The following is a 12,284-nucleotide window of genomic DNA, read 5'->3' as shown; positions in this document are numbered from 1 at the left end:
CACAACATCATCTATCGGGAGGCGACCGGAATCGTGAGTAATGCAGAAGCCACGACTTCATCAGAAGCCACCGGAGCGGGCAAGGCTGAGGCCCCGCCTGCCTATAATCCGGAAGCTGCCAGGCTGCGGGCCTTGTTGGAACCTGCAGTCCAGGCCAACCGCCTCTATCTTGAGGATGTCTCCATCAACGCAGGCTCGCACCGGGTGGTCCACGTCGTGGTGGACCTCCCGCAGGAGGAAACCGGCGGGGTGAACCTCGATGTCATCGCGGACATCTCCAGGGTCCTCTCCGATGTCCTGGACAACGATCCCGCAGACGACGGCCGCCCGTATGACCTTGAAGTCTCCTCACCGGGCGTCGGGCGTCCCCTGACCGAAGCCCGGCACTGGCACCGCGCCCGCGGACGCATGGTCAAGGTCAACGTTATCCAGGGTGAGAACGTCACCGGCCGGGTCCAGTCAGTGGATGACGCCGGTGTGACCCTCGTCCCGGAGATTGAGGTCAAAAAGGGCATGAAGCCCAAACAGGGAGAGCCCGTAAAACTTCCTTTCGACAGGATCCGCAACGGAAAAGTCGAGATCGAATTCAGCCACCTCGACGAGGCCGGTCTGGACACTGAACACAATGGACCTTCTGAGGAGGCCTGATGGATATTGACATGAGCGCGCTGAGACTTCTGGAGCGTGAACGGGAAATTCCGCTGGACCTCCTGATCCCCACCATTGAGCAGGCTCTCCTGGTGGCATATCACAAGTCGCCCGGAGCTTTCGAGAAAGCCCGCGCAGAGCTAGACCGCAAGAGCGGCCACGTGACCATCTGGGCAGTGGAAATCGACGACGACGGCGCCCCGATCGGCGAGTTCGAAGACACTCCTGCCGGTTTTGGCCGCATCGCTGCGAGCACTGCCCGGCAGATCATCCTCCAGCGCCTCCGCGACGTGGAGGACGACGCCGTCCTGGGTGAGTTCAAGGGACGCGAAGGCGAACTCGTCGCCGGCACTATCCAGCAGGGCACGAACCCGCACATGATCCAGGTCAACCTGGGTTCCGTGGAGGCACTGCTGCCGCCGCCCGAGCAGGTGCCGGGGGAGAAGTACACCCACGGCAACCGGCTCCGTGCCCTGGTGATCGACGTCCACCGCGGCACCAAGGGCCCGTCGGTCACACTCTCCCGGTCGCACCCGGGACTTGTCCGGAAGCTCTTCGAACTGGAAGTTCCGGAAATTGCTGACCGCTCCGTGGAGATCGTGGCGTTGGCCCGCGAGGCCGGCCACCGCACCAAGATCGCCGTCAAAGCCAACACCCAGGGCATCAATGCCAAGGGTGCCTGCATCGGCGAAATGGGTTCGCGGGTCCGGGCAGTCATGACCGAACTGAACGACGAGAAGATTGACATCGTCGACTTCAGCGAGGATCCGGCCGCTTTCATTGCCAGCGCACTGTCGCCGTCGCGTGTGAACTCCGTCACGATCACTGACGAGGCCACCCGGTCCGCACGTGTTGTGGTTCCCGACTACCAGCTGTCGCTGGCAATCGGGAAAGAAGGCCAGAACGCCCGCCTGGCAGCGAAATTGACCGGCTGGCGGATCGACATTGTCTCGGACGCTGCCGCTCCGCGCGATAACTAGGCCCCAACGGGCCCTCGCCCGGGTGTGATTGCATCGCCGCGGCTTCCGCACCGGGAGCCGCGGTTTCAGGCAGATCTGCCCGGAGGGTCTAGAATGGAACATGACCGCGCCTAACGGCCGGTATTCGTGTGCCCTGAGTATTCCTGTTCCGCTGACCAGCGGGCGGGTGTTCGGGGCCAGCAGGTAGAACGTCAGGATGATGCTCCAAGTGGCAGAAGTGCTTCACAACGGGAATCAACCGCAACGTACCTGCATCGGATGCCGAAAGAAGGGAGCGCGGTCGGAGTTACTCCGGCTCGTCGCCGACAGCACCGGTTCCACCGCAGTGCTGGTTGACGAACGACGCCGGATGGCTGGCAGGGGAGCATGGCTGCACCCCAGCGAAGCGTGCCTCGCCCTGGCGGTGAAGCGGCGTGCGTTCGGACGTGCCCTCAACGGCGCAACCGGGACCGCCGCCGTCGAACGCCGGATCATGGCAGGCAAGCAAGCCGGCCCGTTGCAGCAACCTCCGGTGGCTGCAACAAAAACCGTCCAACCTGAAAGCGGGTCAGAAAACTGATGGAAACCCGATGAGTTCCCAGCGATGAGTGCGCAACGATGACAACTTTGTTGCGCTCTGCAATGGGCCTTTCAGCTGCAACCGCGGCTGGGGCCCGCAGTAAGAAGTAGACGGTTCGTGCCTGGCTCGGTGCGGACCGAGACAGGAGAAATGTGGCCAAGGTCCGCGTACATGAGCTCGCTAAAGAGCTCGGTATTACTTCCAAAGATGCAGTGACAAAACTGCAGGAACTGGGCGAATTCGTTCGCTCCGCCTCGTCAACAATTGAGGCCCCGGTGGTGCGGAAACTCCGCAACGCCTACCCCGACGCCGCGGCAAAAGCCGCAGCTCCGGCAGCCGCGCCCAAGGCGCCTGCCCCGTCGGCAGAAACACGTCCCGCAGCACCGGCCCCCTCGGCTGATTCGCGTCCGGCTGCCCCGGCAGCTCCAGCGGCACCGGCAGCACCCGCTGCTGCAACGCCTGCTGCCGCCGCTCCGGCAGCCGCAGCTCCGGCTGCGCCTGCTGCGCCGGCCGCTCCCGCTGCCAGTGCTCCGGCCTCACCGTTCAGCGGTGCAAAGCCCGGTGCCCGTCCGGCCCCCAAGGCTGAAACCCCGGCCGCTCCCACCCGCCAGGGCTCACCGCAGGGTGGATCCCAGGGTGGTTCGGCACCGCGTCCCGGCGGTCCCCGCCCGGGCAACAACCCGTTCGCCACCTCCCAGGGCATGCCTCGCGGCCGTGGCGGCGACGGCGAACGCGCTCCGCGTCCGGGTAACAACCCGTTCGCACCGTCACAGGGCATGCCCCGGTCCGGTGGAAGCCGTCCCGACGGCGACCGTCCCGGTGGCCCGCGCCCCGCAGCCGGTGCAGGTGGCCCCCGTCCGGGTGGTCCCCGTCCTGCAGCCGGTGCAGGTGGCCCCCGTCCGGGTGGCCCGCGCCCCGCAGCCGGTGCAGGCGGCCCCCGTCCGGCAGGTGCCGGCGGAAACCGTCCTACTCCGGGCATGATGCCCAACCGCACTGAGCGTCCCGCACCGGCTGGTGCAGGACGTCCCGGTGGCGGCGCACGTGGTCCCGGACGCCCCGGTGGCGCACCCGGAACAGGCGGCGCTCCCGGTGCCGGTGGCGGCGCTCCAGCCGGCGGCGGCTTCGGCAAGGGTGGCCGCGGACGCGGTGGCACCCAGGGTGCCTTCGGCAAGGGCGGCGCAGGACGCGGCAAGCAGCGCAAGTCCAAGCGTGCCAAGCGCCAGGAACTCGAGCAGATGAGTGCTCCGTCGCTGGGTGGCGTGAGCGTACCCCGCGGCGACGGCAACACCGTAGTCCGGCTTCGCCGTGGCTCGTCCATCACGGACTTCGCCGACAAGATCGAGGCAAACCCGGCAGCACTGGTAACCGTCCTCTTCCACCTCGGCGAAATGGCTACCGCCACGCAGTCGCTGGATGAGGAAACCTTCGCACTGCTCGGCGAGGAGCTTGGCTACAAGCTCCAGGTTGTGTCCCCCGAGGATGAGGAGCGCGAGCTGCTCTCCGGGTTCGACATCGACTTCGAAGCCGAACTTGAAGCCGAAGGCGACGAAGACCTTGAGGCACGTCCTCCTGTTGTCACCGTCATGGGCCACGTCGACCACGGTAAGACCCGCCTGCTCGATGCCATCCGCAAGTCCGACGTTATGGCGGGCGAGCACGGCGGCATCACGCAGCACATCGGTGCCTACCAGGTCACGCACAACCATGAAGGCACCGATCGCAAGATCACCTTCATCGATACGCCGGGCCACGAGGCGTTCACCGCCATGCGTGCCCGTGGTGCGAAGGTCACTGACATCGCCATCCTGGTGGTCGCAGCGGACGACGGCGTGATGCCGCAGACCGTTGAAGCCCTCAACCACGCTCAGGCAGCAAACGTGCCGATCGTGGTGGCTGTGAACAAGATCGACAAGGAAGGCGCCAACCCGGAGAAGGTCCGCGGCCAGCTGACCGAGTACGGACTGGTTCCCGAAGAGTACGGTGGCGACACCATGTTCGTTGAGGTCTCTGCCCGCCAGAACCTCAACATCGACGAGCTGCTCGAGGCCGTCCTGCTCACCGCAGACGCCGCCCTGGACATGCGCGCCAACCCGAACAAGGACGCCCGCGGTATCGCGATCGAAGCCAACCTGGACAAGGGCCGCGGTTCCGTTGCCACCGTCCTGGTGCAGTCCGGTACCCTGCACGTCGGCGACACCATCGTGGCAGGCACGGCCCACGGCCGCGTCCGTGCGATGTTCGACGACGACGGCAGCGTCCTGACCGAGGCAGGCCCGTCCCGCCCCGTGCAGGTCCTGGGTCTGTCCAACGTCCCGCGCGCCGGCGACACCTTCTTCGTGACCGCTGACGAGCGCACCGCCCGCCAGATCGCCGAGAAGCGTGAAGCAGCCGACCGCAACGCAGCCCTCGCCAAGCGCCGCAAGCGCATCAGCCTCGAAGACTTCGACCAGGCTGTGGCCGACGGCAAGATCGACACCCTCAACCTCATCCTCAAGGGTGACGTGTCCGGTGCCGTGGAAGCCCTCGAAGACGCCCTGCTCAAGATCGACGTCGGCGAAGGCGTGCAGCTGCGCGTCATCCACCGCGGTGTTGGTGCCATCACGCAGAACGACGTCAACCTGGCAACAGTGGACAGCGCCGTTATCATCGGCTTCAACGTCAAGCCTGCCGAGCGGGTTGCCGAACTGGCAGACCGCGAAGGCGTGGACATGCGCTTCTACTCCGTCATCTACGCAGCAATCGATGACATCGAAGCAGCCCTTAAGGGCATGCTCAAGCCGGAGTACGAAGAAGTCCAGCTGGGTACCGCCGAGGTCCGCGAAGTCTTCCGCTCTTCCAAGTTCGGAAACATCGCCGGTTCCATCGTTCGCTCGGGCATCATCCGACGCAACACGAAGGCCCGCATCAGCCGCGACGGCAAGATCATCGGTGACAACCTCACCGTTGAGACACTCAAGCGCTTCAAGGACGACGCCACTGAGGTCCGCACGGACTTCGAGTGTGGTATCGGTCTTGGTTCGTTCAACGACATCACCGAAGGCGACATCATTGAGACCTTCGAGATGCGCGAAAAGCCGCGCGTCTAAGGCAGGGTAAGCACTATCGCGGGGAGCCTCCGAGTTTTGGGGGCGCCCCGCCCCTACGCTGGGCGGCACGGGATCTGCGATCCTGTGCCGCCCAGCTCCGGTAGGCCCGATGCCACTCCCGGGCGCCCCCAAAACTCTCCGGCATCGTCATAGACTCACCTCAGGCGCTTGGCAGCGAACTCAGCTGAAAAGCTGACCAGCCACCGCGCCGTCGTACATCCAAAGAATTTTTAGGAGTGGAAATGGCTGATCCCGCACGGGCTGCCAAGTTGGCGCAGCGGATTAAGGTTGTTGTTGCGGAGGCTCTGGGCCGGAAGGTTAAGGATCCCCGGCTGGAGGGCATTACTGTGACCGATGCCCGCGTGACCAATGATCTGCAGCACGCCACGATCTACTACACCGTTTTCGGTGACCAGGCTGTCCAGGCTGACGCTGCCAAGGGACTGGAAAAGGCCAAGGGGGTGCTGCGCCAGGAAGTTGGACGCAACATCACCGTCCGCCTGACGCCCACGCTGGAATTTGTGGCTGACCAGATCCCGGTCAACGCCTCGAACCTGGAGGAACTCCTCCGGGCCGCCAAGAAGCGGGACGCCGAGGTGGCGGCCCTGGCTGCCAGCGCCAAGCACGCCGGCGACGCCGATCCTTACAAGAGCGACATCCCCGAGGACGTCGAAATTGACGAGGATGACTTCGACGAAGAGGACATTGACCTCACGGACGACGACGAGCTCGACGAAGACGGCTCCAAGTAGAAGCTGGTTCCCAGCAGAAGGCCCGGACCGCAGTTGCGGTCCGGGCCTTCTGCTTCCCAGAAAACCTCGGTCGGCGCTATCTCCTGATGCTTGCCCTAATGACCTTGCCCAAGGATGCCGGCGGCGGTGGGGCTGCAAAGTCGGGCAGGGCATTAACCGTCGCGTAGAGGGTCCGCCCCTCAATCTCAAGCGCCCCGGGCGTTGGCTCCGCGAGGAACTGGGAATGCTTGCGGGTCCAGGCATCGATCTTGACGATCTCGTTGCCGAACATCAGGGCGGCATAAACATCACCATTGCCTGAGACTGCAATCCCAGTGGGGCCGACGAGGTTATCAGTCCAAAGGCGTGTGGCGCCGGTCCATGGGTTGATCCTGAAGATGGCCCCCCGGGCGCCGAGCGACTCATCTTCCGGGCCACCGGGCAGTGTAGACACGTACAGCCAGCCGTCAGGACCGATCTCAACATCAGTTGGCACTGCCTCGAAGGCGAATTCACTGCCAACCACGCACTCGGGAACAGTGAAGGTGCCGCCCATCATGTCGATGGGGAATGTGAGCCCGGCCGGCACTTCCGCCGGCCTGGGCGGCAAGACAGCAAGAGTGGAGACAGCGCCCGTGGCGGCGTTCACCTTCAGGATCGCATTCATGCCCGCATCGGCCACGTATACCGTATTGCCCTTAACCGCGGTGGCGTAAGGATGGGAATCCACACCGCCGGTGTACTTGGGCGGGAAGGCCCTCGGCCAGTCCTTCACGCAATCATCGGTGACTTCGGGGCCGAAGCCATAGTGTTGGCCGCCATCCGGATTGTTCTCCCGCTCATGTGCAGCCAGATCGGCGATGGTCCGGACTTCACCATCACCCTTGATGGATTTCAGGTAACCCTGCAGGTTCTCGGGGACACCTTGCCCGGCACCGACGCTTTCGACGAAGAACGTCGTGGCACCCCGGGTTTCCACACCGGCAACATCCCAGCCCGGACGCTCGTACACGTCACTGATGGAGCCGTCCCGGTCTATTGTGCTGAGTTTGCCCACAGGGGTCTCACCGAACACCGTATGGGTGAACAGGACGGACTTATTCGTCCCGACAGCGAGGCTCAAGGGCAGGCCAAGGCCCTCCGCCAACGTGTCATAGCTTCGATCCGTGGAGCCCGCAGAAGCAGGCCCAATGGGAATAACCAAGGCTGCGGCAGCGATGCATGCGACGATGGGAATCTTCTTGTTCATTGCAACTCCTGAAGTGCGCCCCGCAGGACGGGGCCGGGCAATGAGACCAAAGCAGATATGGATTTACGCAGTCCCCCTGGGCGCAAGATTAGTCCTCTGTGCCGATGGCGTCGACGTAAATTCCCCCTTCTAAGCCCCCTAATTTTGACCCTGAACTGCAGCGGCGTGGCTAGGATCTAGCTATGACCCAAGCGAGCGGGAACCACGGTGCCACCCGATACCTGGAACAGGCCGTTGAGCTGGCCATCCGGAACGTCGCCGAGGGCGGGGGACCCTTCGCGGCACTCGTGGTGACCGCCGATGGACGCTCCTACGAGGGCATCAACCGCGTCACCCGCGACAACGATCCCACGGCGCACGCCGAAGTCGTGGCCATCCGCACCGCCGCCGCGGCCAGCGCCAACTTCGACCTCAGCGGAGCCGTGCTCTACACCAGCTGCGAGCCGTGCCCGTTGTGCCTGGCGGCCGCGCTTTGGGCCCGCATCGACCGCGTGTACTTCGCCGCAGACCGTCACGGCGCAGCCGCAGCCGGCTTCGACGACGCAGTGTTCTATGAATACTTCGACGGAACCAGGCCGGAACTGCTGCCCGTGGCACACGAGCCGATTCCGACGTCGGACCTTCCGTTTGACGCCTGGCGGAACAACGCCGAACGAACCGAATACTGAACCGGAGGCGACGTGCCTGCAGCAGCCGTGGAACCAACCCTGATCACATGCCCCACGTGCGGAAAGACCAACCGGATCCCCGCCGCGGCAGCCGGCCGTCCGCGCTGTGGAAGCTGCCGGTCTGACCTGCCCTGGATCGTCAACGCCGGTGACGGCGATTTTGCCGTGGTGGCGGAACAGTCCCCGGTCCCGGCCCTCATCGACTTCTGGGCCGCCTGGTGCGGTCCCTGCCGGATGGTGAGCCCGGTCCTTGACAGGATTGCCAGGGAACGGGCTGGTCAGATCAAGCTCGTCAAGGTTGATGTTGACAGGGCTCCACAGCTGTCCCGGCGGTTCGACATCCAGGCGATTCCAACGCTGATGATCATCGACGGCGGCAAAGTGGTGGCCACCCAGACAGGCGCTGCCCCCGCCGAAGCCCTGCGCTCGTGGCTTGATCAAGCGCTCCGCTGAGCGCCGATATACTGGGAAGCGTGCTTTCTGGACTGGTGATAGTGGACAAACCGCAGGGATGGACCAGCCATGATGTGGTTGGTCGGATGCGTCGCATCGCCGGAACCCGGAAAGTGGGGCACGCCGGCACGCTCGATCCCATGGCCACCGGTGTGCTGGTGGTGGGCATCAACAAGGCCACCCGCCTCCTGACGTACATCGTGGGCACGTCCAAGACGTATACAGCCACCATCCGTTTGGGCCAATCCACCATCACGGACGACGCCGAAGGCGACGTCATTGCCTCCGTCAGCACCGCCGGGGTCACCGATGCGGCAGTCCACGACGGCGTCGCCGCCCTCACCGGGCAGATCCAGCAGGTGCCCAGCAGTGTCAGCGCCATCAAAGTCAACGGTGAACGCGCCTATGCCAGGGTCCGGTCAGGCGAGGAAGTGAAACTCGCGGCCCGGCCCGTCACCATCCACCGTTTCGAGATCCACGGCATCAGCCGGGAACCCGGCAGCGACGTCCTGGACGTCGAGGTCACAGTGGAGTGCTCATCCGGGACCTACATCCGGGCACTCGCCCGCGACCTTGGCGACGGGCTCGGAGTGCGTGGCCACCTCACGGCCCTCCGCCGGACCCACGTTGGACCTTATTCACTGGACCAGGCCCGCACCCTGGAGCAGCTTGCCGAGGAGCTTGAGGTCCTGGAAATGTCGCAGGCAGCCCGGGCGCTGATGCCCAACCGCGAACTCACGGCAGAGGAAACCACCGAGATCTCCTTTGGCCGGCGGATTGCCGCAGGAGCGGAGACAGGCAGCCTGGCGGCCACCACCGAGCACCCAGCAGCGGCGTTCGCCCCGGACGGCAGCCTGGTGGCCCTGCTCGCGGATACCGGCAGCTATGCGAAACCGGTACTTGTCTTTGCACCCGGCAATGCCAGCCAGGATTCCTGAGCATGGACGCCTATTTCTACATCATCCTGACCGTCGGCCTCATCTCAAGCGGTATCTGCCTGATGGCGGGCATCCTGAAAAAAGCTCCGAACGACGTCACCATCCTGTCAGTGGCTGCCGTCGAGCTCGCGTTGGTGGTGTATCTGGTGGGTTCCATCGTCAGGGTGATCGCGGGCGAGCCGATCGCCGGCGAAGCCTGGGAGTTCTGGGGATACCTGGCCACGGCCATGCTCCTGCCACCGGCGGCCGTCTACTGGTCCATCCTGGAACGGACCCGCTGGAGCAACTTTGTCCTGGCCGCCGTCGGCGTAACCGCCTTGGTGATGGCCGCCCGAATGAACCAGATCTGGTACTGACATGGAAGAAGCCCGCAACGTGAACGCACCGAAGACAGGCGCCACCCCTGGAACCACTGCAGTCAAAGCAAGCGGCAAGGACACCAGAAACACGGGCCCCGGACGCCTTCTCATTGCTGTCTACGCGGTGTTTGCCATTTCAGCCACCGCCCGCGCCGGCTACCAGATCCTGACCAAGTTCTCTGAGGCACCGCTGGCCTACCTGTTGTCCGCCTTCGCCGCCGTCGTATACCTGGTGGCCACAGTGTCCCTGGCCAAGCCGGGCCGCACCTGGTTCAAGGTCTCGGTGGCCGCCGTGCTGGTGGAGCTCGTAGGAGTGCTGGTGGTGGGGTCGCTGAGCGTTTTCGACCCCGTGCAGTTCCCTCACGAAACGGTGTGGTCGCTGTTCGGCCGCGGCTACGCCTTCATCCCGCTGCTGCTGCCCATACTGGGGCTGGTGTGGCTGTACCGCCGGCGGCCGGGCAAGATCCCGGCCACCGCTTAAGGGCAGGGTCCCGGCCGCCGCTTGAGGGCAGCGCTGACGGCCTCTGGCCGCCGGCCGTAGCCCTGTTGCCGCTACCTCTTGCCGAACAGGCCGCCGAGAATATCGGCCAGCCCACCGCTTTTGGTCGTTTCCGGCGCGGGCTGGTTGTCGCCGGGGAGATCCACCTGGACCACTTCGCCCGGCTGCACCGACCGTTGACCGCGCTGGCCCTGCAGGTCCGGTAACTGATTGTTGCCCGGCGCCCCCGACTGGGTTGATGCCTGCGTTGACGTCTCCGTTGATGTGGGCCCGCCGCTGCCGAGGACCCCGCCGAGGCCATCCAGGATGCTGTCCAGCACTGAACCCTGCTGGCCGGAACCCGCTCCCGCGCCGGCACCGGCTCCCGCGCCAAGCAGTCCGCCCAGGATGCTGCCGAGGTCAATTCCACCGGGGCCTGCGCCGGCCTGGGTCGGCTGGCCGGTGCCGTGGCCGCCCTGCCCAAGAATTTTCTTCGCCAGGTAGGACATGACGATCGGCGCGAGGATGGGCAGGGCCTTCCGGATCAGGTCTCCAGCGATACCACCCAGGGCTGGCGCGCCTGCGAGCTGCGCCGCCACCTGGTCCTGCTGGCCACCGAAGACGTGGCTGACGATCTTTTCGCCGTCGGCAGTGTCAACCTGGCTGGCGTCCACGCCGCCGTCCACCAGCCCGTCCTGGTGCTGGCCCAGGGCCTCCTGAAGAGAGGCCGCGCCGTCGGGAGCCTGGGCGTTATTGTGCATTCCCGCCAGCAGGGTGGGCAACGCCGCTTCGACGGCAGTCCGGGCGGACGCCGGATCTGTGTCGAGCAGGGAGGCGATCTGGTTGATGTCGATCTGGTTGAGGAGGTCGTGTAACTCGGTCATGAGGTACCCCTTGAGCGCCGCGGATCCCGCGGACATTGTCGATGCGGCGCGGCGCGCCGCCGGAGGCTGCCCTTGCATCGTAGCCCCGGCATATGGGGAGTACCAGAGAGTCCCCGGCACTTCTCCGTGGCCGGCCGGCTCCCTTGGTACCGTCCGGAACCCACCGTGAATGCAGGTAATCTTAGAGAGTTCCGGCGCCTGTGCGTTGGGAACAATGACAGTTGAAGGCAGTACAAAGGCGAGGGTGATGGTCTACATCTGGAACGATCCGTCCGAGGTCCCGGCGGACTTTGGTCCCTCCGTTGTCACGTTTGGCAACTTTGACGGCGTCCACCGCGGCCACCAGCAGGTGCTCTCCCAGCTCACCCGCACCGCCCGCCTCAACGGCGCCAAAGCCGTTGCCGTCACTTTTGACCCGCACCCCTCCCTGATCCACCGCCCTGAGTCGGCGCCCGAAATGATCATGGGCCTGCGGGACAAACTGGAGGCACTGGGGGAGCTGGGCCTCGACGCGGTTCTGGTGATGAAGTACTCCCTTAACCTCGCCAGTCTCACGCCCGAGGAGTTCGTGCGGCAGGTCTTTGTGGACAGCCTTCATGCCAGCCACGTGGTGATCGGCCACGATTCCAGGTTTGGCCGCGCCAACTCCGGCGACCTGGACACCATGAAGGAGCTCGGCGAAAAGTTCGACTTCGAAGTCCAGGTCATCAGCGAGTTTGGCTCGGAGGGCTACCCGCTGCATGACGACGGCGGCAAGGACCGCCGCTGCTCCTCCACCTGGGTGCGTGAGGCACTTCAGGAGGGCGACGTCGCCACCGCTGCCGCCGTGCTGGGCCGCCCGCACCGGATGCGCGGGGAAGTTGTCCATGGCGCGGCACGCGGACGTGCCCTGGGGTTCCCGACGGCCAACCTCGCCCACGAGGCGTCCGGCTTCATCCCCGCCGACGGCATCTACGCGGGCTGGCTGGTTGACCAGGCGGGAACTCGCTGGCCCGCTGCCATCTCGGTGGGCTCAAACCCCACGTTCGACGGCGTCAGCCGCCAAGTGGAAGCCCACGTGATCGACCGCCCGGAGGAATCCGTTGAGGACTTCGATCTGTACGGCCAGACAGTGATCGTGGAATTTGTACAGCACCTGCGCGGCATGGTGGCATACCGTGGGCCTGAGGCGCTGGTTGAGCAGATGCGGCTGGATGTCATCCAGGCACACGATCTGCTGGTGCGGCGCTGACCTAAAGCCTCCGCCACAGC

13 protein-coding genes are annotated in these 12,284 nt (G+C 65.1%); 11 read left to right on the top strand and 2 right to left on the bottom strand.

Annotated features, from left to right (window positions below; genetic code table 11):
* The first annotated feature begins 33 nt into the window (after positions 1 to 33).
* From AC1MCA_RS03180 to rbfA, 5 genes are all read left to right on the top strand, one after another.
* Positions 34 to 648, top strand: a complete 615-nt coding sequence (locus tag AC1MCA_RS03180; protein ID WP_108599491.1) for a ribosome maturation factor RimP — start codon at positions 34 to 36, stop codon at positions 646 to 648.
* On the top strand, positions 648 to 1,628 hold the full coding sequence (nusA, locus tag AC1MCA_RS03175) for a transcription termination factor NusA (RefSeq protein ID WP_479801161.1): 981 nt from the start codon (positions 648 to 650) through the stop codon (positions 1,626 to 1,628). Before AC1MCA_RS03180 ends, nusA begins: the two co-directional genes overlap by 1 nt.
* Positions 1,629 to 1,827: 199 nt before the next feature.
* Complete coding sequence (locus tag AC1MCA_RS03170; RefSeq protein WP_479803270.1) at positions 1,828 to 2,187, top strand: YlxR family protein; 360 nt, start codon at positions 1,828 to 1,830, stop codon at positions 2,185 to 2,187.
* Between the two features lie 152 nt (positions 2,188 to 2,339).
* Positions 2,340 to 5,273, top strand: coding sequence for a translation initiation factor IF-2 (gene infB / locus AC1MCA_RS03165; RefSeq protein WP_479801160.1), 2,934 nt, complete (start codon positions 2,340 to 2,342; stop codon positions 5,271 to 5,273).
* Positions 5,274 to 5,515: 242 nt separating this feature from the next.
* Positions 5,516 to 6,025, top strand: a complete 510-nt coding sequence (gene rbfA / locus AC1MCA_RS03160) for a 30S ribosome-binding factor RbfA (RefSeq protein WP_479801158.1) — start codon at positions 5,516 to 5,518, stop codon at positions 6,023 to 6,025.
* A gap of 76 nt (positions 6,026 to 6,101) precedes the next feature.
* Here the strand turns inward: rbfA and AC1MCA_RS03155 are convergent, their stop codons facing one another.
* Positions 6,102 to 7,253: a ScyD/ScyE family protein gene (locus tag AC1MCA_RS03155; protein ID WP_479801156.1), complete on the bottom strand. Its 1,152-nt coding sequence runs from the start codon at positions 7,251 to 7,253 to the stop codon at positions 6,102 to 6,104.
* Positions 7,254 to 7,435: 182 nt separating this feature from the next.
* On the opposite strand from AC1MCA_RS03155, the gene AC1MCA_RS03150 reads away from it, so the two are divergent.
* The 5 genes from AC1MCA_RS03150 to AC1MCA_RS03130 are packed head-to-tail and all read left to right on the top strand — an operon-like array spanning position 7,436 to position 10,152.
* On the top strand, positions 7,436 to 7,921 hold the full coding sequence (locus tag AC1MCA_RS03150) for a nucleoside deaminase (RefSeq protein ID WP_479801154.1): 486 nt from the start codon (positions 7,436 to 7,438) through the stop codon (positions 7,919 to 7,921).
* A 27-nt stretch (positions 7,922 to 7,948) separates the two neighbouring features.
* Positions 7,949 to 8,374, top strand: a complete 426-nt coding sequence (trxA, locus tag AC1MCA_RS03145) for a thioredoxin (RefSeq protein ID WP_479803268.1) — start codon at positions 7,949 to 7,951, stop codon at positions 8,372 to 8,374.
* Positions 8,375 to 8,394: 20 nt separating this feature from the next.
* Positions 8,395 to 9,312 (top strand): tRNA pseudouridine(55) synthase TruB, encoded by a 918-nt coding sequence (gene truB / locus AC1MCA_RS03140; RefSeq protein WP_479801152.1) that lies wholly within the window; start codon positions 8,395 to 8,397, stop codon positions 9,310 to 9,312.
* A gap of 2 nt (positions 9,313 to 9,314) precedes the next feature.
* Complete coding sequence (locus AC1MCA_RS03135; protein WP_108597935.1) at positions 9,315 to 9,668, top strand: hypothetical protein; 354 nt, start codon at positions 9,315 to 9,317, stop codon at positions 9,666 to 9,668.
* Between the two features lies 1 nt (position 9,669).
* Positions 9,670 to 10,152: a hypothetical protein gene (locus AC1MCA_RS03130; RefSeq protein ID WP_479801150.1), complete on the top strand. Its 483-nt coding sequence runs from the start codon at positions 9,670 to 9,672 to the stop codon at positions 10,150 to 10,152.
* A gap of 71 nt (positions 10,153 to 10,223) precedes the next feature.
* Here the strand turns inward: AC1MCA_RS03130 and AC1MCA_RS03125 are convergent, their stop codons facing one another.
* Positions 10,224 to 11,033 carry a DUF937 domain-containing protein gene (locus AC1MCA_RS03125; protein WP_479801148.1) on the bottom strand — a complete coding sequence of 270 codons (810 nt, stop codon included), beginning with the start codon at positions 11,031 to 11,033 and terminating at the stop codon, positions 10,224 to 10,226.
* Positions 11,034 to 11,280: 247 nt separating this feature from the next.
* Here AC1MCA_RS03125 and AC1MCA_RS03120 point away from each other — a divergent pair, with 247 nt between their 5' ends.
* Positions 11,281 to 12,264, top strand: coding sequence for a bifunctional riboflavin kinase/FAD synthetase (locus AC1MCA_RS03120; protein WP_479801146.1), 984 nt, complete (start codon positions 11,281 to 11,283; stop codon positions 12,262 to 12,264).
* Positions 12,265 to 12,284 lie beyond the last annotated feature (20 nt).

It is taken from the genome of Arthrobacter sp. BK1, assembly GCF_056680055.1.
This window is presented reverse-complemented; position numbering and strand designations above follow the sequence as displayed.

Excerpts from the sequence above, each read along its gene's own strand:
- nusA (WP_479801161.1), top strand. The coding sequence starts at position 648 with ATGGATATTGACATGAGCGCGCTGAGACTTCTGGAGCGTGAACGGGAA.
- AC1MCA_RS03170 (WP_479803270.1), top strand. The coding sequence starts at position 1,828 with ATGCTCCAAGTGGCAGAAGTGCTTCACAACGGGAATCAACCGCAACGT.
- rbfA (WP_479801158.1), top strand. The coding sequence starts at position 5,516 with ATGGCTGATCCCGCACGGGCTGCCAAGTTGGCGCAGCGGATTAAGGTT.
- AC1MCA_RS03155 (WP_479801156.1), bottom strand. The coding sequence starts at position 7,253 with ATGAACAAGAAGATTCCCATCGTCGCATGCATCGCTGCCGCAGCCTTG.
- AC1MCA_RS03150 (WP_479801154.1), top strand. The coding sequence starts at position 7,436 with ATGACCCAAGCGAGCGGGAACCACGGTGCCACCCGATACCTGGAACAG.
- AC1MCA_RS03135 (WP_108597935.1), top strand. The coding sequence starts at position 9,315 with ATGGACGCCTATTTCTACATCATCCTGACCGTCGGCCTCATCTCAAGC.
- AC1MCA_RS03130 (WP_479801150.1), top strand. The coding sequence starts at position 9,670 with ATGGAAGAAGCCCGCAACGTGAACGCACCGAAGACAGGCGCCACCCCT.
- AC1MCA_RS03125 (WP_479801148.1), bottom strand. The coding sequence starts at position 11,033 with ATGACCGAGTTACACGACCTCCTCAACCAGATCGACATCAACCAGATC.
- AC1MCA_RS03120 (WP_479801146.1), top strand. The coding sequence starts at position 11,281 with ATGGTCTACATCTGGAACGATCCGTCCGAGGTCCCGGCGGACTTTGGT.